21 protein-coding genes and 1 pseudogene are annotated in these 23,478 nt (G+C 73.5%); 9 read left to right on the forward strand and 13 right to left on the reverse strand.

All coding sequences use genetic code 11. The features are described from left to right. The first annotated feature begins 247 nt into the window (after nucleotides 1-247). Entirely contained in the window at nucleotides 248-1,051 is an 804-nt protein-coding gene (locus tag ACWDBE_RS08475) for a hypothetical protein (protein ID WP_449790074.1), read from the forward strand. Nucleotides 1,052-1,156: 105 nt separating this feature from the next. Here ACWDBE_RS08475 and dapC read toward each other — a convergent pair whose 3' ends face one another. Both dapC and fdxA read right to left on the reverse strand, forming a co-directional pair. Further along, nucleotides 1,157-2,305, reverse strand: coding sequence for a succinyldiaminopimelate transaminase (gene dapC / locus ACWDBE_RS08480; protein WP_449790075.1), 1,149 nt, complete (start codon nucleotides 2,303-2,305; stop codon nucleotides 1,157-1,159). 20 nt (nucleotides 2,306-2,325) lie between these two features. Then, nucleotides 2,326-2,652 carry a ferredoxin gene (fdxA, locus tag ACWDBE_RS08485; RefSeq protein WP_030061559.1) on the reverse strand — a complete coding sequence of 109 codons (327 nt, stop codon included), beginning with the start codon at nucleotides 2,650-2,652 and terminating at the stop codon, nucleotides 2,326-2,328. Between the two features lie 130 nt (nucleotides 2,653-2,782). Between fdxA and ACWDBE_RS08490 the strand changes: the two genes are divergently transcribed. Then, the gene (locus ACWDBE_RS08490; RefSeq protein ID WP_449790076.1) at nucleotides 2,783-3,796 is read left to right on the forward strand and encodes a GNAT family N-acetyltransferase; all 1,014 of its coding nucleotides are present in this window, start codon (nucleotides 2,783-2,785) and stop codon (nucleotides 3,794-3,796) included. Nucleotides 3,797-3,881: 85 nt separating this feature from the next. After that, nucleotides 3,882-4,754, forward strand: coding sequence for a transglutaminase family protein (locus ACWDBE_RS08495; protein ID WP_449790101.1), 873 nt, complete (start codon nucleotides 3,882-3,884; stop codon nucleotides 4,752-4,754). A 6-nt stretch (nucleotides 4,755-4,760) separates the two neighbouring features. Here the strand turns inward: ACWDBE_RS08495 and ACWDBE_RS08500 are convergent, their stop codons facing one another. Beyond that, nucleotides 4,761-5,390, reverse strand: coding sequence for a response regulator (locus tag ACWDBE_RS08500; protein WP_449790077.1), 630 nt, complete (start codon nucleotides 5,388-5,390; stop codon nucleotides 4,761-4,763). Between the two features lie 84 nt (nucleotides 5,391-5,474). Here ACWDBE_RS08500 and ACWDBE_RS08505 point away from each other — a divergent pair, with 84 nt between their 5' ends. Further along, complete coding sequence (locus tag ACWDBE_RS08505) at nucleotides 5,475-5,966, forward strand: GNAT family N-acetyltransferase (protein ID WP_449790078.1); 492 nt, start codon at nucleotides 5,475-5,477, stop codon at nucleotides 5,964-5,966. Between the two features lie 14 nt (nucleotides 5,967-5,980). Here the strand turns inward: ACWDBE_RS08505 and ACWDBE_RS08510 are convergent, their stop codons facing one another. The 5 genes and pseudogenes from ACWDBE_RS08510 to ACWDBE_RS08530 all read right to left on the reverse strand — a co-directional run bounded on the left by ACWDBE_RS08510 (nucleotide 5,981) and on the right by ACWDBE_RS08530 (nucleotide 11,701). After that, nucleotides 5,981-6,337, reverse strand: a complete 357-nt coding sequence (locus ACWDBE_RS08510; RefSeq protein WP_449790079.1) for a hypothetical protein — start codon at nucleotides 6,335-6,337, stop codon at nucleotides 5,981-5,983. Nucleotides 6,338-6,394: 57 nt separating this feature from the next. Further along, nucleotides 6,395-7,663: a sensor histidine kinase gene (locus ACWDBE_RS08515; RefSeq protein ID WP_449807541.1), complete on the reverse strand. Its 1,269-nt coding sequence runs from the start codon at nucleotides 7,661-7,663 to the stop codon at nucleotides 6,395-6,397. A gap of 8 nt (nucleotides 7,664-7,671) precedes the next feature. Then, on the reverse strand, nucleotides 7,672-8,394 hold the full coding sequence (locus ACWDBE_RS08520) for an ABC transporter permease (protein WP_449790081.1): 723 nt from the start codon (nucleotides 8,392-8,394) through the stop codon (nucleotides 7,672-7,674). Then, nucleotides 8,391-9,308: pseudogene (locus ACWDBE_RS08525) on the reverse strand (ABC transporter ATP-binding protein); the annotation flags it as partial. The gene ACWDBE_RS08520 and the pseudogene ACWDBE_RS08525, both read right to left, overlap by 4 nt. A gap of 239 nt (nucleotides 9,309-9,547) precedes the next feature. Then, on the reverse strand, nucleotides 9,548-11,701 hold the full coding sequence (locus ACWDBE_RS08530; protein WP_449807542.1) for an alpha/beta fold hydrolase: 2,154 nt from the start codon (nucleotides 11,699-11,701) through the stop codon (nucleotides 9,548-9,550). A 313-nt stretch (nucleotides 11,702-12,014) separates the two neighbouring features. On the opposite strand from ACWDBE_RS08530, the gene ACWDBE_RS08535 reads away from it, so the two are divergent. The 5 genes from ACWDBE_RS08535 to ACWDBE_RS08555 all read left to right on the forward strand — a co-directional run bounded on the left by ACWDBE_RS08535 (nucleotide 12,015) and on the right by ACWDBE_RS08555 (nucleotide 18,149). After that, the gene (locus ACWDBE_RS08535; protein ID WP_392873618.1) at nucleotides 12,015-12,209 is read left to right on the forward strand and encodes a DUF2304 domain-containing protein; all 195 of its coding nucleotides are present in this window, start codon (nucleotides 12,015-12,017) and stop codon (nucleotides 12,207-12,209) included. 30 nt (nucleotides 12,210-12,239) lie between these two features. Further along, a complete protein-coding gene (gene mshB / locus ACWDBE_RS08540) occupies nucleotides 12,240-13,148 on the forward strand; it encodes an N-acetyl-1-D-myo-inositol-2-amino-2-deoxy-alpha-D-glucopyranoside deacetylase (RefSeq protein ID WP_449807543.1) in 909 nt (302 codons plus the stop codon). Then, nucleotides 13,145-13,603, forward strand: a complete 459-nt coding sequence (locus ACWDBE_RS08545) for a DUF6113 family protein (RefSeq protein ID WP_449790085.1) — start codon at nucleotides 13,145-13,147, stop codon at nucleotides 13,601-13,603. Before mshB ends, ACWDBE_RS08545 begins: the two co-directional genes overlap by 4 nt. A gap of 243 nt (nucleotides 13,604-13,846) precedes the next feature. Then, complete coding sequence (locus tag ACWDBE_RS08550) at nucleotides 13,847-16,234, forward strand: peptidoglycan binding domain-containing protein (protein ID WP_449807544.1); 2,388 nt, start codon at nucleotides 13,847-13,849, stop codon at nucleotides 16,232-16,234. Nucleotides 16,235-16,430: 196 nt separating this feature from the next. Beyond that, nucleotides 16,431-18,149: an ABC transporter family substrate-binding protein gene (locus ACWDBE_RS08555; RefSeq protein ID WP_449807545.1), complete on the forward strand. Its 1,719-nt coding sequence runs from the start codon at nucleotides 16,431-16,433 to the stop codon at nucleotides 18,147-18,149. Between the two features lie 35 nt (nucleotides 18,150-18,184). On the opposite strand, the gene ACWDBE_RS08560 is transcribed toward ACWDBE_RS08555, so the two are convergent. The 5 genes from ACWDBE_RS08560 to ACWDBE_RS08580 form a co-directional block, all read right to left on the reverse strand. Then, nucleotides 18,185-19,234: an ABC transporter ATP-binding protein gene (locus tag ACWDBE_RS08560; protein WP_449807546.1), complete on the reverse strand. Its 1,050-nt coding sequence runs from the start codon at nucleotides 19,232-19,234 to the stop codon at nucleotides 18,185-18,187. 157 nt (nucleotides 19,235-19,391) lie between these two features. Then, on the reverse strand, nucleotides 19,392-20,516 hold the full coding sequence (locus ACWDBE_RS08565; RefSeq protein ID WP_449807547.1) for an ABC transporter ATP-binding protein: 1,125 nt from the start codon (nucleotides 20,514-20,516) through the stop codon (nucleotides 19,392-19,394). Then, nucleotides 20,500-21,558 carry an ABC transporter ATP-binding protein gene (locus ACWDBE_RS08570; RefSeq protein WP_449807548.1) on the reverse strand — a complete coding sequence of 353 codons (1,059 nt, stop codon included), beginning with the start codon at nucleotides 21,556-21,558 and terminating at the stop codon, nucleotides 20,500-20,502. The genes ACWDBE_RS08565 and ACWDBE_RS08570 overlap by 17 nt, the downstream gene beginning before the upstream one ends. A 16-nt stretch (nucleotides 21,559-21,574) precedes the next feature. Then, a complete protein-coding gene (locus ACWDBE_RS08575; protein ID WP_449791120.1) occupies nucleotides 21,575-22,579 on the reverse strand; it encodes an ABC transporter permease in 1,005 nt (334 codons plus the stop codon). Next, nucleotides 22,572-23,478 (reverse strand): ABC transporter permease (locus tag ACWDBE_RS08580; protein WP_449807549.1); only part of this gene is annotated, 907 nt, incomplete at its 5' end. The genes ACWDBE_RS08580 and ACWDBE_RS08575, both read right to left, overlap by 8 nt.

A 23,478-nucleotide genomic window follows, 5' to 3' on the forward strand; every position in this document is an offset into this window, starting at 1 on the left:
GACCGCCCGTTCCGGCGAACCGGGGTGAAGAACCGTCACTCCCCTTGTCCGGGGCCGGTTCGGCGGCGTCGACCGGGCCCGGCAAGCGGCCCTGCCACAGTCGTACGATCCGATGGTCGGCCAGGGCTCTTCCTTGCACCGGCCGAAACCTTCTGGCTTCTCAAGCGGTAACAACGTCGTCCGCCCGGTCGGCAACGCCCGGCTCCCAGGGCGGACGGGACGGACCCAGACCCCTTCGAGGAGCCCCATGTCTCACCCCCTCACGCGCCGGATCGCCCAGGCCGCGCTCGTCGTGGCCGCCGGAGCGACCCCGCTGCTCGCGGCCGGCTCCGCGTCCGCTCTGGGCGGGGACGCCCTGCTGCCCAAGAGCGACCTCGCGGCACCGCTGGGCCAGCTGACCAATTCCGACGCCGGCTCGACGCTCCAGCACACCACCCACCAGCTCGGCCAGGCCGCCGGCACCACCGGGGCGGCCACCGTCGCCGCGGGCGTACCGGCCTCCGCCGACGCCGCCGGCAACATCGTCGCCCAGCAGCTGCCCGAGGCCAACGAGAAGGCCGGCTCGCTGACCGCGCCGGTCGACCAGACCGCCGCGACCGCCGGCCAGCTCTCCACCGTCACCCCGAAGGTCGCCTCGGCCCTGGCCGGCAAGCTCGGCGAGGCCGTCACCGGCAAGAGCGCGGAGACCCGCGGCGCCACCGCCGGCACCGGCCCGCTCGGCGGCCTGCCCCAGGCCGGCTCGGTCACCCAGGCCGTGCCCGGCGCCGAGACGCTCACCGGCGCCGTCCCCGGCGGCACCGCCGTCGCCGACGCGCTGCCGGTGGGCGCGGTGCAGCGCGCGCTGCCGCTCGGTTCGGTCGAGCGGGCCCTGCCGGCCGAGCTGCCCGCCACCGACGTGCTGGGCCTGGCCGAGCACGGCTCGGCCAACCGCCTCGGCGGTGCCGACCTCGGCAAGAACAGCCCGCTGTCCGGTCTGACCGGTGCGCTCGGCCCGCTCGGCGGCCTGCTGGGCAGCCTCAACGGCGGCGGCCTCGGCAGCCTGCCGCTGTAGTCCGGTCCGCACCCCGTTCCTCCGGGGAGGACCCCGAAGGGGGCCGGTGTCCGTGGCACCGGCCCCCTTCGCCGTACGGTCCCGGGGTGCGCTCCCCGGCTGCGGTCAGCGCGCCGCGCCCAGCCGCTCCACGGCCGCCGCGACCCGCTCGTCGGTCGCCGTGAACGCGACCCGCACGAAGCGGTCGCCGGCCGGCCCGTAGAAGTCGCCGGGCGCCACCAGGATGCCCAGCCCGGCCAGTTCGGCCACCGTCTCCCAGCACGGGCGGTCCTGGGTCGCCCACAGGTAGAGGCTGGCCTCGGAGTGCTCGATCCGGAAGCCGTACGCCTCCAGCGCCGCCCGCAGCGCCGAGCGCCGGGCCGCGTACCGCTCGCGCTGCTCGGCCACGTGCGCGTCGTCCGCGAGCGCGGCGACGGTCGCCGCCTGGACGGGCGCCGGCACGATCATGCCGCCGTGCTTGCGCACCTCCAGCAGCTCCCCGACCACCACCGGGTCACCCGCCACGAAGGAGGCGCGGTAGCCGGCCAGGTTGGAGCGCTTGGAGAGCGAGTGGACGGCCAGCAGGCCCTCGTGGTCGTCGCCGCAGACGTCCGGGTGCAGGACCGACACCGGGTCGGCCTCCCAGCCCAGCTCCAGGTAGCACTCGTCGCTGACCAGCAGCGCCCGGTGCTCCCGGGCCCACTCGACGGCGCGGCGCAGCTCGTCCGCGCCCAGCACCCGGCCGGTCGGGTTGGACGGCGAGTTCACCCAGAGCAGGCGCACCCGGGAACCGTCCAGCTCGTCCACCGAGTCGTACTCGACCGGCTCGGCGCCGCACAGCCGGGCACCCACCTCGTAGGTCGGGTAGGCCAGGCGCGGGTAGGCGACCTGGTCGCCGGGGCCGAGGCCGAGCTGGGTCGGCAGCCAGGCCACCAGCTCCTTGGAGCCGACGGTCGGCAGCACGGCCTGCGGGCCGATCCGCGCGCCCACGCGGCGGTGCAGCCAGCCGGCGACCGCCTCGCGCAGCTCCAGCGGGCCCCAGACGGTCGGGTAGCCGGGGGTGTCGGTGTGCGCGGCCAGCGCCTTCTGGACCACCTCGGGGACCGGGTCCACCGGGGTGCCGACGGAGAAGTCACAGAGGCCGCCGGGGTGGGCCAGCGCGGTCGCCTTGTACGGCTCCAGCTTGTCCCAGGGGAAGACCGGCAGCTTGTCCGAAACGCGGCGCGCCGCCCCCGGGTGGCCCGGGAACGGCGCGTGCGTGCTGTTGGTGCTCACAGCTGTTGTGCCACCGATCGTCAGTGGTCGGCGTTCTGCGGCGGCAGAGCGGCGATGAACGGGTGGTCACGCTCGATCAGGCCGAGCTTGGAGGCGCCGCCGGGCGAGCCCAGGTCGTCGAAGAACTCGACGTTCGCCTTGTAGTAGTCCTTCCACTCCTCCGGGGTGTCGTCCTCGTAGAAGATCGCCTCGACCGGGCAGACCGGCTCGCAAGCGCCACAGTCGACACACTCATCCGGGTGGATGTAGAGCGATCGCTCGCCCTCGTAGATGCAGTCAACCGGGCATTCTTCGATGCACGCCTTGTCCTTCACGTCGACACAAGGCTGCGCGATGACGTAGGTCACGCTGTCGTTCCTCCTCGGAAGGGCCTGGTGGCCCGTTCTGTTCTGCTGCCGTGCGCGGTGAGCGCGGCGTCGTCGATGCCCGCCCCTAGTATCGCGGGTCGGAGACCGCAAATGCACAGGAGGTGGCCAGATGGCGACGGTCAACCCGGTCGGCGACCGTCCGGAGGTCCGGATAGACCGCTCTGACGTGGGACGACGCGTGTCCGTCCGCAGGCTTGCGGAGTTCGTGGACGACCGTCCGGTGTTCCGTGATTCGATCGGCGTGCTCACATCGTGGGACGATCATGGGCTGACGGTCGTCCCGCGCACCGGCGATCCGGTGTTCTTGCCGGAGAAGCTGCTGGTCGCAGGCAAGGTCGTGCCGCCGTTTCCGGCCCGGCGCGCCCCCTTGCCGGTCACCGGGCCGGTCGAACTGCAGCGGATCGCGGGGCGCGGCTGGCCGGCCGTCGAACAGGAGTCGCTCGGGGAGTGGACGCTGCGCGCCTCGGCCGGGTTCACCCGGCGGGCCAACTCCGTCCAGGCCCTCGGGGAGCCGGGTCTGCCGCTGCCTCAGGCGCTGGCTGCCGTCCGCGACTGGTACGCGGCGCGCGGGCTGCCCCCGTACGTCGAGGTGCTCTCCCCCGGCTCGCCTCCGACGCTGGTCGCCGAGCTCGACCGGCTCGGGGCCGGGTACGCGCCCACCCTGGTCCGCACCGCGCCGCTGGCCGGGCTGGCCCGGGGCGGCGCCGGGCACGAGAGGGTGCGGCTGGCCCGCACGGCGGACGACGGGTGGCTGTCGGTGTACCGGCGGGTCGGCGACGACCCGGCGGTGGAGGAGGCGGCCCGAAAGGTGCTGAACGGCGGGCCGTCGGTCTGGTTCGCGACCGTGCCGGGCGCCCCCGGGCAGCCGCCGCTGGCGATCGGGCGTTGCGTCATCGACGGGGCCTGGGCCTGCTTCGGCGCGATCGAGGTCCAGCCGTACGCCCGGCGGGCCGGGCTGGCGACGGCGGTCATGGCGGTGCTCGCCTCGCGCGCGGCCGAGGAGGGGGCGAGCGGCGCCTACCTCCAGGTCGAGGCGGAGAACGCGGGGGCGATCGCGCTCTATGACGGACTCGGCTTCACGACCAGTCACACTTACCACTACGCGCTCCTCCCCCAGGGGTAGCCGCCAGGCCGTACCGTCCGTCCGATCACCCGCTTGTCCGACTGTCGCCTTGTCCGTCCGCCGTACGAAAGCCGTCGCCGTCACCGTGACCGAGCAGAGCAGAGACCGCTTCCGGACCGCCGCCCGCGCCGAGCAGCCCGACCCGGTGCTGCTGTGCGTGCTCGCCGCCGCCGAGCACGGCATGGTGCCCGACCCCGGCGACCCCGGCGAACCGCCCGGCGTGGACGCGCTGCTCGCCGCCTGCGAGGCCGCGCTGGAGCGGCACGCGGCGGAGGTCCGGACGGCGGTCGCCGAGCGGGCGCCCACCGGACCGGAGGAGACCGCCGCCCTGCTCGCCGCGGTGCTCGGCGGGCGGGAGCGCTTCCACGGGCGGCAGTCGGACTACCGGCGGCTGGAGTCCTCGCTGCTGCCCGAGGTGCTGCGGCGGCGGCGCGGGCTGCCGATCATGCTCTCCCTGGTGTGGATGGCGGTCGGACGGCGGGCCGGGCTGACCGTCCACGGCATCGCGCTGCCCGGCCACTTCATCGTCGCGGTCGGCGGCCCGGCGGGCGGCGAGGACTACGTCCTGGCCGACCCGTTCCACGGCGGGCGGCTGCTCGACCCGGAGGACGTCGAGCAGTTGGTCGCCGCCGCCGGGCAGGAGTTCACCCCCGCCCTGCTCACCCCGGCCCAGCCGCTGGAGATCGTGCTGCGGGTGCTCGGCAACATCCGGCTCTGGGCCGCCGACCGCCCCGAGCACGCCCGCACCCAGCTCTGGGCCACCGAACTCGCCCTGCTGCTGCCCCGGCACCCGGCCCAGCTGCGCCTGGAACGGGCCGAACTCCTCGTCCGCACCGGGGACTTCCTCGGCGGCTCGGCGGAGATGGACGCCTACGCGCAGATCCTGGACGCCTTCGACCCGGACACCGCCGCCAAGGTCCGGCAGGAGGCCAGGGCGGCCCGGCACCGGCTCAACTGACCTCCGTCAGAGCCAGCCCTTCTCACGGGCGATCCGGACCGCCTCGGTGCGGTTGCGGGACTCGGTCTTCTGGATCGCCATCGACAGGTAGTTGCGCACCGTCCCCTCGGACAGGTGCAGCCGCCTGGCGATGTCCGCGTTCACCGCGCCGTCGGCCGCCGCGTCCAGCACGTCCCGCTCGCGCGCGGTCAACGGGTTGGCGCCCTCGGCCAGCGCGGCGGCGGCCAGCGTCGGGTCGATCACCCGCTCGCCGCGCAGCACCCGGCGGATCGCCTCCGCCAGCTCGGCGGCCGGCGCGTCCTTCACCAGGAAGGCGTCCGCACCCGACTCCATCGCCCGGCGCAGGTAGCCGGGCCGGCCGAAGGTCGTCGCGATGACCACCTTCGTCCGCGGCGCCCGGCGGTGCAGCTCGGCGGCCGCCTCGATGCCCGTCATCCCCGGCATCTCGATGTCCAGCACCGCGACCTGCACGTCGTTCGCGAGCACCGCCGCCACCACCTCGTCCCCGCGGCCGACCTGCGCGACGACGTCGATGTCCCCCTCCAGCCCGAGCAGCGCGGCCAGCGCCTCCCGGACCATCCCCTGATCCTCGGCGAGCAGCACGCGGATCGAGGCCCCGTTGTCAGTGTCGTTCATGGCCACGACCTTAGGGCCTGCCTCCGAGGACCCGGCCGACGTATTCCGGTGGTTCACCGGGGCCCCGCGGACGAGACTGTCCCGGTGCTGACCCTGGAACTCCTGCGCCCCGACCACGCCGATGCCGTACTGGCCTTCGAGCGCGCCAACCGCGCGTACTTCGCCCGCACCGTCCCGGACCGCGGCGACGCGTACTTCGCCCGGTTCGCGGACCGCCACGCCGCCCTCCTCGCCGAACAGGCCGAGGGCGTCTGCAGGTTCCACGTCGTCCGCGACGCGGCCGGCGGCCTGGTCGGCCGCGTCAACCTCCTCGACCTCGTCGACGGCAGCGCCGAACTCGGCTACCGCGTCGCCGAATCCGCCGCCGGCCGAGGCATCGCCACCGCCGCCGTGGCCGAGGCCTGCCGCCTCGCCGCCACCGCCTACGGCCTGCGCTCCCTCACCGCCGTCACCACCCTCGACAACCTCGCCTCGCGGGCCGTCCTCGCCCACAACGGCTTCGAGCCCCGGTACGAGTTCCTCCTCGACGGCCGCCCCGCCCTCGCCCACCGCCGCTCCCTCGCCGACCTCGGCTGAGGCCGGCCGACGGCCTACTCCGGAAGCCAGCGGCGGGCGGATTCGAGGCTGTCGGCGATGCCGGTGTTGAAGGCGAGGGCGGCCCCGGGGGCGTGACGACGCACCAGATTGACGACGAGCTCGAAGAACAGGAGCGCGGCCTCGGGCTTGCGGATGCCGCCGCCGATGACGACGACGTCCCAGGCCCGGGCGGCCAGGGCCGCCACGACGGCGGGCTCGGCGGTGCCGTCGGGGGCGACCAGCGCGGTCGCGGCGTCGATGCCGTGCTCGGCGAAGCGGAGGAGTTCGGCGTCCAGGACGGCCTGCACGGCGTCGCCGTCCATACCGGGGACGGCGTGCGGGTCGAAGCCGATGACGAGAACGGTGGGCATGTCCGGTACGACGTCCGCACCGGCCGTCCGGGTTCCCCGCGCGGGCCCGCGCGGGGACTAGCGCGGCTTCGTCGCGGGCGCGGGTCCGGAGGCCGGGGCCGACACCGTGCGCAGCGGCACCGAGGCGCGCAGCCGGAAGCCCCGCCCGCGCTCCCCCGGCCCGGTCTCCAGCCGCCCGCCGACCAGCGCCAGCCGCTCCTCCAGACCGGACAGGCCGTTGCCCGGCTGGGACTTGCCCGGCCCGCGCCCGTTGTCGGTGACCTCCAGGACCGCGTAGTGCTCGCCGCCCGCCTCCCAGCTCTCGTCCGCCGCGACCGTGCAGACGGTGGCGTCCTCGCCGTGCCGGACGACGTTGGTCACGGCCTCGCGCAGTGCCCAGGCCAGCGCGCCCCGCTCCTCGTCGGGCAGCGCCGGCCAGGCGTCCACCAGCTCCGGCGCGGCCTCCAGCCGGACCTGGGCGGCGGCCAGCGCGGTCCGGGCGGCGGCCAGTTCGACCGGCAGGGTCGGGCGCCGGAAGCCGGTGACCGCCTCCCGAACGTCGATCAGTGACTGCCGGGCGACCTGTTCGATGTCGGCGACCTGCGCCCGGGCGGCCTCGTCCTTGCCGGCGTCCATGAACCGTCCGGCCAGCTCGCTCTTCAGGGTGATCAGCGACAGCGAGTGCCCGAGCAGGTCGTGCAGGTCGCGGGCCAGCCGCAGCCGCTCCTCGGAGGCGGCCAGGTGCGCGACCGCGGCCCGGGCCTCGCGCAGCTCCTTCATGGTGGCGACCAGCCGCTGCAGGCCGGTCATCGCGACGCCGGAGAGGAAGGCGCTGAGCGCGAAGGTGGAGACGTTGTCGACATCGGCGCCGATGCCCACGCCGACGACGGCGGTGAGCGCGGCCATGGCGACCAGCGCGCGCAGCCCGTAGCGGGCCGGGGTGATGATCGCGACGCACACCGAGGCGTAGATGAACAGCGTCAGGAACGCGTCGCCGAGCACGACGGAGGCGGCGACCGCGAGCCCGACCATCGTCGTGACGATCGCCAGGCAGGCCCGCGGCCGCATCCCGGCCTGCGAGCGGAAGACCACCAGCAGCACGTACGCGACCATGAACACGGCCAGGCAGCACCAGCCGAGCACCGTCCCGATCGTGCTGTGGCCGCCGCTCAGCAGGTCCCCGGCCGGGTAGGCCAGGTAGAGCATCCACAGCATCATCCAGGCGACCTTGACCAGCAGCTGCCGCCTGGTCTCCACCGGGGAGCCGGGGACGTTCATGAAGGACGCGCGCGCCACGCCCACCTCCGGCGGTTCGTCGGTGCGGTGGGCCTGGCGCGCGTCACTCATGTCGATCATCATGCCTGGCGGGTGTCGCGGCGGTACAGCGCAGCGGCGGCGGCCGTGAACACCACGAGGAAGCCGGCCAGCCCCGCGACGGCGACGGTGTCCAGGGAGTGCCCGGGCTGGATGAAGGCGGCCAGCTTGTTGTACAGGAACACCGGGTTGAACCGGGCGAACTTCTCCAGCGAGCCGCTCACCGGGAACCAGGTGCCGCCGAGCAGCGCCATCGCCATGTAGGTGATCATCACGATCGGCTGCACCGCGTCCGGCGCCGCCGCGTACCCGAGTGCCACCCCGAGCGCGGCGAAGACGAAGCTGCCCAGCCAGAGCGCGGCCGCCAGCGCGATCCACTGCGCCGCGCCCAGGGAGACGCCCTGGCTCGCGCCGACCGCGAAGACCACCAGGATCGCCGGCAGTGTGGTGACCGCGGTCGCCGCGATCTTGCCGACGGTGTACGCCCGGCCGGGCAGCGCGGTCAGCCGCAGCTGGCGCACCCAGCCGCTCTTGCGCTCCAGCGAGATCCGCTGCGCGTTGCCGCTCAGCACCGCGCCGACCGCGCCGAAGGTGGCCATCGAGACCATGAAGTACGTCTTCACCGGCAGGCCGCCGGCCAGCCGGGTGGAGCCGTAGGCGTTGATGAAGAAGAAGTACATCAGCGCCGGGTAGGCGATGGTGAAGAGCAGGTAGCGCCGGTTGCGGAGGGTCCGCAGGATCTCCAGCCTGATCAGGGTGGTCATCGCACGCTCTCCTTCTCGGTGCTCCCGGTGTCGGCGGCCAGGGCGCCGTCCTCGCGGTCCAGTTCTCCGGTGATGGTCAGGAAGGCCTGTTCCAGGCCCACGCCGGTGACCTCCAGCCCGCGCGGGTACAGGCCCGCCCGGTAGGCCCCGGCCATGGTGGCGTCGGCGTCCGCGGTGCGGATCCGCACCGTCCGCACCCCGGGCACCCTCGCGGTGACGTCCAGCGACTGCACGCCCGGCAGGGTGCGCAGCACGGACTCCTCGAACCCGCCGTCAGTGTCGTGGAGTTCGAAGGCGATCCGGCGGGCGCCGGCCCTGGCCTTGATCTCCGCCGAGCTGCCGTCGGCGATCAGCCGGCCCCGGTGGAGCACCAGGACGCGGTCGGCGATCGAGTCGGCCTCCTCCAGGTAGTGGGTGGCGAACAGCACCGTGCGCCCGGCGTCGGCCTGGGCGCGCATGCTCGCCCAGAACGACTGCCGCACGGTGACGTCCATCCCGGTGGTGGGCTCGTCCAGCACGATCAGGTCGCTGTCGCCGGCGATGGCCAGGGCGAAGCGGACCCGCTGCTCCTGGCCGCCGGACAGCTTGTCGACCCGCCGTTCCGCCAGCTCCGTGATCCCGGCGTCGGTCAGCACCCCCGTGACCGACCGACCGCGCGGGTGCACGTCGCAGGCGAGCCGGACCAGCTCACGCACCTTGACGTCGGACATCAGCCCGCCGCTCTGCAGCATCGCGCCGACCCGGCCGGCCTCGATCGCCGCTCTCGGGGTGCCGCCGAACAGGGTCACGCTGCCCCGGTCGGGCTCGCGCAGGCCGAGCAGCAGGTCCAGACTGGTGGACTTCCCTGCGCCGTTCGGCCCGAGCAGGGCGACGGTCTCGCCCGGCCTCAGCACGAGGTCCAGTCCGTCCACGGCGCGCACCCGCCCGTAGCTCTTGCCGACGCCGCGGAAGGCGGCCACCTCGGTACCCATCGCCCCGCTCCTCTCCCCTGGTGGTTTTCGCGTCCGGTGCTGTTCGCACCACCTCAGAGTCCCGCGCGGGCGGGTGGCGGCGGCAGTGTCCGCCGTCGTGCCTTCGGCATGACGGATGTCATGCCGGCGGCCGGTACCCCCGTCAGGGGCACCGGCCGCGGAAGGCGCTGGTCAGTGGGGTGTCACAGGCCCAGCGAGCGCTTCACGAAGTCGACCTGGAGCAGCAGCAGGTTCTCCGCGACCTCCTCCTGCGGGGTCATGTGGGTGACGCCGGACAGCGGCAGCACGGTGTGCGGGCGCCCGGCGGCGAGCAGCGCCGAGGACAGCCGCAGGGTGTGCGCGGCCACCACGTTGTCGTCCGCCAGCCCGTGGATGATCATCAGCGGGCGCTCCAGGCCGGCCGCGTACCCGCTCAGCGAGTTGGCGGCGTACACCTCGGGCCGCTCGGCCGGGTCGCCCAGGTAGCGCTCGGTGTAGTGGGTGTCGTACAGCTCCCAGTCGGTCACCGGCGCCCCGGCCACCGCCGCGTGGAAGACGTCCGGGCGGCGCAGCACGGCGAGCGCGGCGAGGTAGCCGCCGTACGACCAGCCGCGGATGGCGACCCGGTCGAGGTCGAGCGGGAACTCCCCGGCGAGCGCCCGCAGCGCGTCCGCCTGGTCGTCCAGGGTGGCCCCGGCGAAGTCGAAGGCGATCGACTTCTCCCAGGCCGGCCCGCGCCCGGGGGTGCCGCGGCCGTCGGCGACGACCACCGCGAACCCCTGGTCGGCGAACCACTGCGATTGGAGGTGCGGGTTGTGCGCCTGGTAGACGCGCTGGCCGCCGGGGCCGCCGTACGGGTCCATCAGGACGGGCAGCAGGCCGTCCCGCTCGCGGTCGTAGCCGGTGGGCAGGAAGACGGCGGCGGGGATGCGGCGCTCGCCGGCGAAGCGGAAGACCGGACGGGCGGTGATGACCGGGGTCTCGGCGTGGGAGGCGATGGTGGCGACGTCGTCGACCGCCACGCCCTCGGGCAGGTCCCGGGCGACCTTGACGAGCGTGCCGGGCAGGTCGGGCTCGGCGGTGGCCCGGACGGTGATGCCGCCGCCGTGCACCGCGCTGGTGACGGAGGTGAACGGCCGCCCGTTGGCGGACTCCCAGCCCAGCCGCTTGCCGTCGTGGCTGATCCGGCCGACGGCGATCCAGCCCGGCTCGGGGTCGGTCTCGCCGACGCCGCCGGAGGCGCTGAAGAACACCTCCTCCTCGGTGACCGCGACGACCGAGCGGACGTGCAGGTCGGCGCCGGTCACGGTGCGGTCGCCGATCACCAGCGCCCGCACTCCTCCCTCGTCGGAGATCCGGACCAGCTTGCCGTCCGGGGTCCAGGCCGGCGCGCCCGCGAACAGCTCCAGCCAGGCGCCGTCCTTCTCCTCGTGCAGCACCTCGGTGGTGCCGGTGGCGACGTCCAGGCCGAGGATCCGCTGGTGGCGCTGGTCGCGGGACTGGACCTGGAGCAGCGGAACGCCGCCCTTCGACCAGTGCACCCGGCCCAGGTAGGGGAACGCGGCGCGGTCCCAGACCACCTCGGTGCGCCCGCCGTGCAGGTCGAGCAGCCAGAGTCCGACCTCGGCATTGGCGCTGCCGGCCGCCGGGTAGGCGACCTCGGCGGGCTCGCGGTCCGGGTTCGCCGGGTCGGCGATCCACCAGCGACGCACCGGGCTCTCGTCGGCGCGCTCGACGAGCAGCCGGTCGCTCTCCGGAGACCACCAGAAGCCGCGGTTGCGGTCCATCTCCTCCTGCGCGATGAACTCGGCCTGGCCCCAGGTGACGTTCGGGCCGTCCGGTTCGGCGAGCACCCGGTCGCCGCTGCCGTCGGCGCGGGTCAGCCGCAGCTCGCCGGCGGTGTTGGCGTACGCGACGTGGGTGCCGTCCGGGGACGGCCGCGGGTCCAACAGCGGCCCCTCCGCGGGCAGTTCGGTGGTGGCGCCGGTGGCCAGGTCGGCGGTGAACAGGCGGCCGGAGAGGGCGAAGGCGGCCAGGGTGCCGGCCGCGTCCAGGGCGTAGCCGACGATGCCGGCCGAGCCCTCGCGGCTGCGCTCGCGGCGGGCCTTCTCGGCCGGCGAGAGGTCCTCCTCGCCGCCGCCGAGCAGCGCGGCCGGGTCGGCGGCGATCCGCTCCTCGCCGGTGGCGGTGTCGAGGGTCCAGAGCAGGTTGGCCCGGTCGCGGCCGGAGGGCGAACGGAGGAAGACGACCCGCGAGCCGTCCGGCGCGACGGAGAAGGAGCGGGGCGCGCCGACGGTGTAGCGCAGGGTCCGCGCGTACTGCCGGGGGAAGGTGTCGGCAGAGGTGTGGGAGGTCATGGCACCAGACCTTATGACGCCGAGCCACCGCGTCCGGACGTGTGCTGATCACTCGTTCGGAGCATCGTCACCAAGTACACCCCAAAGGGGTCCAAACCGCCTCCGACCGGCCTATGCGCCCCTCGGATGCCACGATGCCCCGGCGCGCGTGGACTCACCGAGGGTAATGTCCCCCTCACTCATCGGGTATGACTTGTCCGGCGAGTGATCGTCGGGCCCGTCCCGGCCCGCGGTCGCCCGCAGCCCCCAGTCCCGCACCGTCCCTCGCCGCCCTCCCCGGGGGCGGCGTGCCCGAGAAGGGGTGTGAGCCGACATGGCCATGAACATCTCCGCCGCCGTGCTGATGCTGGTCATCGTGGTGATCCTGATCCGCCGGTCCGGCCTGAAGCTGGCGCACGCGATCGTCTGCGCGCTGCTCGGCTTCTACCTTGCCTCCAGCTCGATCGCCCCGTCGATCAGCCAGGTCACCAGCAACCTCGCCGGGATGATCAATGGCCTGAAGCTCTGACCCCGTCGCGGCGGTCGTAGGCTTCCTCCCATGACCGCGACTACCGGCCGCCGCCTCCTCCTGGTGCACGCGCACCCCGACGACGAGTCGATCGGCAACGGCGCCACCATGGCCCGGTACGCCGCCGAGGGCGCCCGGGTCACGCTGGTGACCTGCACCCTCGGCGAGGGCGGCGAGGTGATCCCCCCGGAGCTGGCCCACCTGACGGCCGATCGGGAGAACACCCTCGGCGCCTACCGGATCGGCGAGCTGACCGAGGCGATGCGCGCCCTCGGCGTGACCGACTTCCGCTTCCTCGGCGGCCCGGGGCGCTACCGCGACTCCGGGATGATGGGCGTGCCCGAGAACGACGCGCCCGGCTGCTTCTGGCGGGCGGACGTCGAGGAGGCGGCCGGCCACCTGGTCGCGGTGATCCGCGAGGAGCGCCCGCAGGTGCTGGTCACGTACGACCCGGACGGCGGCTACGGGCACCCGGACCACATCCAGGCGCACCGGGTCGCGACGCGCGCGTACGAGCTGGCCGCCGACCCGGCGCACCGGCCGGAGCTGGGCCCGGCCTGGCGGATCGCCAAGGTGTACTGGAACCGGATGCCCCGCTCGGTGATCGAGGCCGGGCTCGCCGAGGCCGCCGCCAAGGCCTCCTTCCCGGGCGTCGCGCAGCCCGCCGACATCCCCGGCGTGGTCGACGACGAGTTGGTCACCACCGTGCTGGACGGTTCCGCGTACGCGCGGCACAAGGCCGCCGCGCTGGCCGCCCACGCCACCCAGATCACCGTGGACGGCGCGTTCTTCGCGCTCTCCAACGACCTCGCCCAGCCGCTGTTCGCCACCGAGTACTACCAGTTGATGCACGGCCAGGCAGGGCCGGGCGAGCCGGAGGACGACCTGTTCGCCGGCCTCGGGCCCGACGCCGCGCACGCCGAGGAGGGCACCCGATGAACAAGCCCGCCGCCGGGCCGGCCCGCCGCCCGCTCGCCGCCGTCGTCCTCGGCACCCGCGAGGAGCGGCTGGCCGAGCCCCAGCCCCCGCGCATCGCCCGGATCGCGGCCTATGTCCTGTTCTTCCTGCTGGGCGTCGCGGTGTCGGTCTGCGGATCCTTTGTGCAGGCCCTGTGGCCACCGGTGGGGGTCCTGCTGGCGCTCGCCGCGACCGCCGCGACCTTCTACGCCGGCCTGCGGGTCACCGGCACCCGGCTCGGCGCGGGCGCGCCCGCGGCAGGCTGGTTCCTGGCGATGCTGCTGCTGATCGTGCCCCGGCCCGAGGGCGACAACGTGCTGTGGTCCAACGCCACCTCGCTGGCCTGGCTGTTCGCCGGCTCGGTGCTGGGCGTGATCTGCGCCACCCTGCCCACCCGCTCCAGCTGGTTCCCCGGAGTGCCCGGCCCCCCGCGCTGACGCCGGTCGTGCACGGCGTACCGTACCGCGTACGACGCGCAGTCAGGAGCGAACGGCCTTACTCTCATACCGGAGGAACCGGACGTATCAGGATCTGTCCGAAGCCGTTCGCCGCTCTGTTCTTCCCAGTATGGTGGTCCCGCAGAACGCCGTACCCGACCGCCGCCCGCCCCAGTCAAGGCCCGGCGACCACGACCGCGGTCGCGCCGCACGGCCCGCCCGCGAACCCGGAGCAGAGCAGCATTGAGCAGCCGCGAATCTGACAACGCCCACCCGACGCCCCGGCGCACGGGTCCGGACGCCTACCCGTCGGGCACGCCGCCCTACGGCACACCGGCGGGGCTCCCCGGCGGCGACCGGGCCGACGCGGGACCGGGCGCCGCGTCGGGCGGCGAGGACGACGGTCCGAAGACCGAGACCACCCTGACCACCCGGGTCCGGATCAACATCCCCGGCTCGCGCCCGATCCCGCCGGTCGTCGTCCGCAGCACCGTCAAGAACGAGGACGGTCCGGGCGATGACGCCCCGGCCGCCGCCCCGGACGCCCCGCGGCACCGCTCCGCGCCGGCCTCGCCCGTGCTCGGCGTGATGGAGGACGGCGGCCGCCAGGCCTCCCCGCCGAACCTGCCGCCGGAGTGGCAGATCCCGCCGATCCCGCCGGCCACCTCCGAGTCGGAGTCCACCGGCGCCTGGTTCCGGCCGCGGCAGAAGAAGGCCCCGGTCGCGGAGCCCGCCTCGGCCGCCGTGCCGGCCGGTGCCGCGGCCGCGACGCAGGCCCCGGCCGCGCCCGCCACCGCCGAACCGCGCCCGCAAGGTGCCCGTCCGCCGGCCCGTGGGGGCGGCGCCCCGAACGGCCGCCCGGTGCCCGCCCAGGGCAAGCAGCAGGCCGCGGCCGGGCCCGCCGCGCCGTTCCACGCCGAGGCCCCGGTGGAGGAGCCCGGCGTGTACGAGCCCGCCGCCCCCTTCGCTCCGGTCGCCGACCCGTTCGCCCCGGTCGCCGACCCGTTCGGCACCTCCGTCCCCGACGCCGACGCGCAGAACGGCCTGCCCCAGCGCAACCGCGGGAAGCGGGGCGGGCAGCAGGCCGGTGGCCGGCCGCAGTCCGGGCCGCAGAACGGCTTCCGGGCGAACGGCCACCCGGCCGCCGCGCCGCACCCGCAGGCCGGGCCGGGCGCCGAGCCGAGCCCCGAGGACACCTCGGTCGAAGGCTTCGCGCCGATCCGCGACAACACCCCGCCGCCCGCCCCGATACCCGGTCTGCCCCTGAACGGCGCCCCGCTCGGCGCCGACGGCGGTCCGCAGCCGGGCCTGTTCGCCTCGGCCCCGACCGGCACCGACCCGTTCGCCACCCAGCGCCCGGCCGCTCCCGGCCAGGACGCGGCCACCCCGGCGGGCCCCGGCGCCCTCTTCCCGGGCGCGCCCGGTGCCGCCCCGCAGCCCGGCGGCGACCAGGAGGCCACCGCGCTCACCCCGCTGCCGACCCCGGCCCCCGGCCCGAGGCCCGAGGGCGCCACGAACGCCAAGGGGGGCAAGACCCCCAAGGCCGACAAGGGCCCCAAGGGTGCCAAGGGCGACAAGGCCGCCCCGGCCCCTGCTCCGGCCCCCACCCCGGCGCCCGCTCCGGCCCCCGCCCCCGCGAAGGCCGAGCCCGCCGCCCCCGCCAAGGCCAAGCGCGGCGGAGCCGGCAAGAAGCTGGTCAAGCTGGGCGTCTACGGCGTCACCGCGGTGCTCTTCCTCGGCGCCGCCGCCTACGGCACCGGCCTGATGCTCAACCAGTCGGACGTCCCCAAGGGCACCGTGGTGCTCGGCGCCGAGATCGGCGGCAGCAGCCGTGACCAGGCGATCCACCAGCTGGACGAGTCCGTCGGCAAGGCCGGCCAGCAGCCGCTCAAGCTGAAGATCGGCGACCAGACCGTGGACCTCGACCCGGCGGTCGCCGGGCTGAGCTTCGACACCACCGCCACCGTGGACGGCCTGGCCCAGCACAGCTACAACCCGGTCGACGTCATCAAGTCGCTCAAGGGCGGCACCAAGACCGTCGCCCCGGAGGTCAAGGTCGACCGGGCCAAGCTCAAGGCCGCCCTCGACTCCCTCGCGGCCGGCTCCGGCCAGGGCCTCCAGGAGGGCTACGTCAAGTTCGGCGACGTCAACGGCGAGCCGATCGTCGTGCCCGGCCGGGCCGGCCAGGCGGTGGACTCGGCGAGCGCCCTGGACGCGATCGAGGAGGCCTACCGCGGCCGCGCCGACGGCAAGCCCGACCAGCCGATCGCCCTGGCCGTCACGGCCGCCCAGCCGAAGATCTCCACCCAGGCCCTCCAGGCCGCCGCCGACAGCCTCGGCAAGCAGGTGGCCGCCGGCAAGGTGCACGTCACGGCCGGCGCAAAGACCTGGGACTTCGGCCCGAAGACCGCCGCCAAGGCGCTCACCCTCGTCCCGGACGCCTCCGGCAAGATCGTGCCCAAGTGGGACCTCGACGCGCTCACCGCCCAGCTGGGCACCGCGTTCGACAAGGTGAAGGTCAAGAAGAACGGCCAGCTCGCCGCGATCACCCCGCAGGACGTCGCGGACGGCATCACCTCGGTGTTCGACAAGACCGGCGACAAGGACCGCACCTTCAAGTTCGCGGTCTGACACCTTCGCCGTCTGACACCTTCGCGGTCTGACACGTTCGCTGTCGGAACCCGTCGCGGCCGGACGCCGTGGCGTCCGACGAACCCGCGCCCCGAGGGGCGGGCCCCATCCGGGCCCGCCCCTCGACAACGCCCCCTCCCGGTCAGCAAGATGTGACGCCACACCATCCGCCACATCCACCCCGGGGAGCACGCCGATGCGCCGCCGCCTCCAGCACCACGGGACGGCCCTGCTCGCCGGTCTCACCGCCCTCACGCTCTCGCTGGCACTCTGCTCCTGCACCTCCGGCCAGGACGGCACCGCCGCCGACGCCCTGCCGTCCGCCCTCGCCTCGCCCAAGCTGACCTCGATCGACATCAACCCCCACGACCGGGCCCAGCTGCGCCAGGGCGGCACCCTCAACCTGGCGGCCGCCCAGTTCTCCCGCCAGTGGTCGCCGATCCACGCCGACGGCAGCGACTCCTCGACCGTCATGGTCAGCAAGCCGCTGCTGCCGACCTTCTTCCGCTCGGACGCGGCCGGCACCCAGACCCCCAACCCCGCCTACCTGCAGGAGGCGCACGCCGAGTTCAGGGACGGCCGGCAGGTGGTCACCTGGACGCTCAACCCGAAGGCCCACTGGTCCGACGGCACCCCGATCACCTGGCGCGACATCGAGGCCAACTGGCGAGCCCTGAACGGGAAGGACCCGGCCTACAAGTCCTCCAGCAGCACCGGTTTCGAGCTGGTCTCCGCGGTCGAGCGCGGCAAGGACGACTACCAGGCCGTGATGACCTTCGACCGCCCGTTCTCCGAGTGGCAGTCGATGTTCAACAGCGCCGGCAACGCCCCGCTGCTGCCCGCGAGCCGGATCTCCACCCCGGAGCTCTTCAACACCTCCTACCTGGACGGGTTCCCGGTCACCGCCGGCCCGTTCAAGGTCGAGCAGCTGGACCGCGCCGCCCAGACCGTCACCCTGGTCGCCGATCCCGCCTGGTGGGGCGACAAGCCCATGCTGGACCGGATCGTCTTCCACGCGATGCTGCCCGACGCGATGGCCGCCGCCTTCGCCAAGGGCGGGATCGACCTCGTCAACATCGGACCGGACGTGGCCGGTTACCAGGCCGTCAAGAACACCAGGGGCGCCGTGGTGCGCCGCGCCGGCGGGCCCGACTTCCGCCAGCTCACCCTGAACGCCCGCACCCCCGCGCTCAGCGACGCGACCGTCCGCCAGGCCGTCTTCCAGGCGATCAACCGGGACGTGGTGATCCGCTCCGACCTCAGCGGCCTGGACTGGCCGGCCGTCCCCCTCAACAACCACCTGCTGGTCACCAACCAGAACGGCTACCGCGACAACTCCCTCGGCCTGGCCCGCTACGACCCCGCCGAGGCCGCCCGCAAGCTGGACTCGGCGGGCTGGAAGCTGGACGGCGACGTACGGAAGAAGGACGGCCGGGAGCTGAACCTGCGGATGGTCGTCCCGGCCGGCGTCACCCCGGCCCAGGCCGAGGCCGCCAACACCACCAGGATGCTCAAGGACGTCGGCATCAAGGTCACCACGGTGACCGCCCCCGCCAACGAGTTCTTCGAGAAGTACGTCAACCGCAACGACTTCGACATCGCCGCCTACTCGCTGATCGGCACCCCCTTCCCGGCCAGCGGCAACCGCGCCAACTTCGTCCAGAGCGGCGGCACCAACCACGTCGGCGCGGGCAGCCCGGCGGTGGACGCCGCGCTCGACCGGGCCGCCGCCGCGAGCGACGCCGCCACCGCCTCCGAGGCGATCAACCAGGCCGACGGCGAGCTCTGGAAGGTGGCCGGCGTCCTGCCGCTCTACCAGCGCCCGCAGCTGTTCGGGGCCCGCGCCGACCTCGCCAACATCGGCGCGCCGGGCCTGTCCGACGTCGTCTGGGAGAACGTCGGCTTCGTGAAGTAGCCGCCCGCCGGCGCGGGGCGGGCCCGGGGCGGTCCTCAGCCGTGCAGCGTCTCGCGCCAGTAGTGGCAGGCGCTGCGCCGGCCCGCCAATTCCGTCCCGTGCTCGCCGGTGACCGGTGTCAGCGGCGGGAGTTCGGTACGGCAGCGGTCCTGGGCGCGGTTGCAGCGCGGGTTGAACGCGCAGCCCTCCGGGAGGCTCAGCAGGCTCGGCGGCAGACCCTTGATGGCGTGCAGGTCCTGGCCCTTCTGGTCCAGCCGGGGGATCGAGTCCAGCAGTCCCCTGGTGTACGGGTGTGCGGGCCGCGCGTACAGCTCGTGCACCGGGGCGGTCTCCACGATCCTCCCCGCGTACATCACGGCGATCTTGTCCGCGACGTCCGCGACCACGCCCAGGTCGTGGGTGATCAGGATCAGCCCCATGTTGAACTCGGCCTGCAGCTCCGCCAGCAGGTCCATCACCTGCGCCTGCACCGTCACGTCCAGGGCCGTGGTGGGCTCGTCCGCGATGATCAGGTCCGGCTCCAGGGCCAACGCCATCGCGATCATGATCCGCTGCCGCATGCCGCCGGAGAACTGGTGCGGGAAGTCCCCGACGCGCTGCTTCGCGGCCGGGATGCGGACCCGCTCCATCAGCTCGACGGCCTTCTCCCGGGCCTCCCTGCGGGAGACGCCCCGGTGCGAGCGGAACATCTCGCCCAGCTGGTAGCCCACGCTGAGCACCGGGTTCAGCGCGGACAGCGCGTCCTGGAAGATCATCGCGATGTGCCGGCCCCGGATGGACCGTCGGGCATCGCCGCCCATGGTCAGCAGGTCCTCGCCGCGGAACAGGATCCGCCCCGAGGCGATCCGCCCCGGCGGCATGTCCAGGATGCCCATGATCGCCTGCGCCGTCACCGACTTGCCCGAACCGGACTCCCCCAGCACCGCCAGCGTCTCCCCCGCCGCGACGGAGTAGCTCACCCCGTTGACGGCCTTGGCGACGCCGTCCCGGGTGTGGAACTCCACGTGCAGGTCGTCGACCTCCAGCAGCGGCGTCCCGGGCTCCAGACTCCCCCGACCGCCGCCGATCACCTCCACCGCGTCCATCAGCGCAGCCCTCCTCGGCGTCCCCGCGTCCACCGCCGGGCGCAGAGCAACTATCAAGGAACGGGCCGCACTTGGCGAGCCCGCGGCAGATCTCTTTTCCGTCACGGGAAAGGGCGCGCCCCCACCGGCGGGGACGCGCCCTGGCATCGGACCCGGGTCAGCCGGAGCCCTGCCCGTCCGCCCCCGCCTCCGCCTGCCCGGCCCCCCGCTCCGCCGCGAAGTGGCACGCCGAGTCGTGCCGCGCCGCCCCGTCCAGCCAGGACGGCGCGGCCAGCGGCGGCTCCTCGACCTCGCACCGCTGCTGCGCCTTCCAGCAGCGGGTCCGGAACCGGCAGCCGGACGGCGGGTTGGCCGGCGAGGGCACGTCGCCGGTGAGCACGATCCGGTCGCGCGTCTCCCGCGCCCTCGGGTCCGGCACCGGTACCGCCGAGAGCAGCGCCTGGGTGTACGGGTGCGTCGCGTGGTCGTAGATCTCCGCGTCGCTGCCGATCTCGACCACCTTCCCGAGGTACATCACCCCGACCCGGTCGGAGATGTGCCGGACGATGGAGAGGTCGTGCGCGATGAACATGTACGACAGGTTGAACTCGCCCTGCAGCTGCTCCAGCAGGTTGATCACCTGCGCCTGCACCGAGACGTCCAGCGCCGAGACCGGCTCGTCGCAGATGATGATCTCCGGCTTGAGCGCCAACCCCCGGGCGATGCCGATGCGTTGGCGCTGGCCGCCGGAGAACTGGTGCGGATAGCGGTTGATGTACTCGGGGTTGAGCCCGACCACGTCCAGCAGGTCCTGGACGGCCTTGCGGCGGTCGCCCCTGGGCGCCACCTCGGGGTGGATCTCGAACGGCTCGCCGATGATGTCGCCGACCGTCATGCGCGGGTTGAGCGAGGTGTACGGGTCCTGGAACACCATCTGGATGTTCCGCCGGACGGCCCTCAGCCCCGCCCCGGACAGCCGGGAGATCTCCTCCCCCTTGTAGCGGACCGATCCCGAGGTGGCCGGCTCCAGGTTCATCAGCACCTTGGCCAGCGTGGACTTCCCGCAGCCGGACTCGCCGACGACCCCGAGCGTCTCGCCCTGCATCAGGTCGAAGCTGACCCCGTCGACCGCCTTCACCGCGCCGACCTGCTTCCTGAACAGGACGCCCTGGGTGAGCGGGAAGTGCTTGACCAGGTCCCGGACTTCGAGGATCGGCTCGCCGCGCGGCACCTCCTGCGCGAAGACGACCTCCTCCGGCAGCGCCGCCCCCAGTGCGCCGGCCCCGTCAGCGGTCGTGGTCATGGAGGGTCTCCTTCCAGAAGAAGCAGGCGCTGCCGCGCCCCTCCAGCGGCGTCCCGTCCTCCTCGGTGACCGGGAACAGCTCCGGCACCTCGACCCGGCAGACGTCCTGGGCGCGCGGGCACCGCGGGTTGAAGGCACAGCCCTTGGGGATGCGCAGCAGGTTGGGCGGCAGACCCTTGATGGCGTAGAGCTCCTGGCCCTTCTGGTCCAGCCGGGGGATCGAGTCCAGCAGTCCCCTGGTGTACGGGTGCGCGGGCCGCGCGTACAGCTCGTGCACCGGGGCGGTCTCCACGATCCGCCCCGCGTACATCACGGCGATCTTGTCCGCGACGTCCGCGACCACGCCCAGGTCGTGGGTGATCAGGATCAGCCCCATGTTGAACTCGGCCTGCAGCTCCGCCAGCAGGTCCATCACCTGCGCCTGGACCGTCACGTCCAGGGCCGTGGTGGGCTCGTCCGCGATGATCAGGTCCGGCTCCAGGGCCAGCGCCATCGCGATCATGATCCGCTGCCGCATGCCGCCGGAGAACTGGTGCGGGTAGTCGTCCACCCGCTCCCGGGCGGCGGGGATGCGCACCCGCTCCATCAGCTCGACGGCCTTCTCCTTGGCCTCCTTGCGGGAGACGTTCCGGTGCGAGCCGAACATCTCGCCGAGCTGGTAGCCCACGCTGAGCACCGGGTTCAGCGCGGACAGCGCGTCCTGGAAGATCATCGCGATCTTCTGGCCGCGGATCCGCCGCCGTTCCTCCTTGCCCAGTTTGAGCATGTCCCGGCCCCGGTAGAGGATCTCGCCGCGCGGGATCCGGGCGGGCGGCATGTCCAGGATGCCCATGATCGCCTGCGCCGTCACCGACTTGCCCGAACCGGACTCCCCCAGCACCGCCAGCGTCTCCCCCGCCGCGACGGAGTAGCTCACCCCGTTCACCGCCCGGGCGACGCCGTCCCGGGTGACGAACTCGACGTGCAGGTCGCGGACGTCGAGCAGCGGCCCCTGGTACGGCGCCTCCTGCTCGCGCCCGGCGGTGTCCACCGCTGTACTCACGATGCGTTCCCCTCGCTCAGCGAAGCTTCGGATCGAGGGCGTCGCGCACCGCGTCGCCCAGCATGATGAAGGCCAGCACGGTGACCGAGAGCGCCGTGGCCGGGAAGAACAGCACGTACGGCGCGGTCCGGATCACCTTCTGGGCGGAGGCGATGTCGATGCCCCAGGAGATGGTCGGGTCCTGCAGACCGATGCCGAGGAAGCTCAGCGTCGCCTCGGTGGCGATGTAGCCGCCGAGGGCGATGGTCGCCACCACGATCACCGGGGCGATCGCGTTCGGCAGGATGTGCCGGAACATCAACCGGCCCGTCCCGGCCCCGAGCGCCCGGCCGGCCACCACGTAGTCGGACTGCTTGACGGTCAGCACCGCTCCGCGCATGACGCGGGCGATCTGGGTCCAGCCGAGCACGCCCAGCGCGACGACCACGGTCCACACCGTGCGGGTGGCGAAGGCGTTCAGCAGCACCAGCGCGCCGAGCAGCAGCGGGATGCCGAAGAAGATGTCGGTGATCCGGGAGAGCAGCGCGTCGATCCAACCGCCGAAGTAGCCGGCCGCCATCCCGGTCAGCCCGCCGAGCAGGGTGACGGCGGCGGTCACGAAGATGCCGACGGTGATCGAGGCCCGGGCGCCGTACACCACCCGGGCGTAGATGGAGCGGCCCTGCGCGTCGTAGCCGAACCAGCCGGCCCCGAAGACGTCGCTCCAGTCCGGCCGCCTGAGGTAGTTGTTCACCAGGTCGGCCGCGCGCGGGTCCGCGTCGGTGAACGCCCCGGGGAAGATCGCCATGATCACCAGCAGCAGGATCAGCAGCGCCGAGAGCAGGAAGATCGGCCGCCGGCGCAGGTCCCGCCAGGCGTCGCCCCACAGGCTGCGGGCCGCCTCGCGCTTCTCCACGTCGGGTTCGACTAAAGTCTCCTGCTCGACGGCCATGCCCTGCTCGCCCGCGTAGTCGAGGCGCACGACCCCCGGCTTGGGGTGCGGTTCGTACGACTCCTCGTCGTGGATGTCGGGCTCAGGCATAGCGGATCCTCGGGTCCAGGACCGCGTAGAGCAGGTCGACGAGCAGGCTGGCGACCAGGTAGACGATCACCAGGACGGTCACGATGCCGACCACGGTGGGGCCCTCCTTCTGGTTGATCGCCCGGTACAGGACGTTGCCGATGCCCTGCACGTTGAAGATGCCCTCGGTGACGATGGCCCCGCCCATCAGCGCGCCGAGGTCGGTGCCGAGGAAGGTGACCACCGGGATCAGCGAGTTGCGCAGCAGGTGGCGGGAGGTGATGGTGCGTCGGGGCAGGCCCTTGGCGACCGCGGTGCGCATGTAGTCGGCCCGCAGGTTCTCGCCGATCGACGTCCGGGTGAGCCGGGCGACGTACGCGAGCGAGAGCGAGCCCAGCACGATCGCCGGCAGGATCAGCTGGGTCAGGTCGTAGCTGTCCTGCACCGTCGGCGTGACCCAGCCCAGGTTGGTGGCGAACACCGTCTGGGCGATGTAGGCCAGCACGAAGACCGGGATCGAGATGACCACCAGGGTCAGGATCAGCACCAGGGTGTCCGGGATGCTGCCGCGCCGCAGTCCGGAGACCAGGCCCAGGGCGAGGCCCAGGACCATCTCGAAGACGAACGCCATCAGGGCGAGCCGGATGGTGACGGGGAAGGCGTCCGCCATGATGTCGGTGACCGGACGGCCGGTGAAGCTGGTGCCGAAGTCCCCCTGGAAGAGGTTCCCCATGTAGTGCAGGTACTGCTTCCAGATCGGCTGGTCCAGGTAGTACGTGTGCTTGATGCTGGCGACCACGGCCGGGTCGGCGGCCTTCTCGCCGAACAGCGCCGCGACCGGGTCGCCCGGCAGCGTGTAGACCATCAGGAAGATCAGCAGCGTGGTGCCGAAGAACACCGGGATCATCTGCAGCACCCGC

The sequence above is a fragment of the Kitasatospora sp. NPDC001132 genome, from assembly GCF_053598415.1.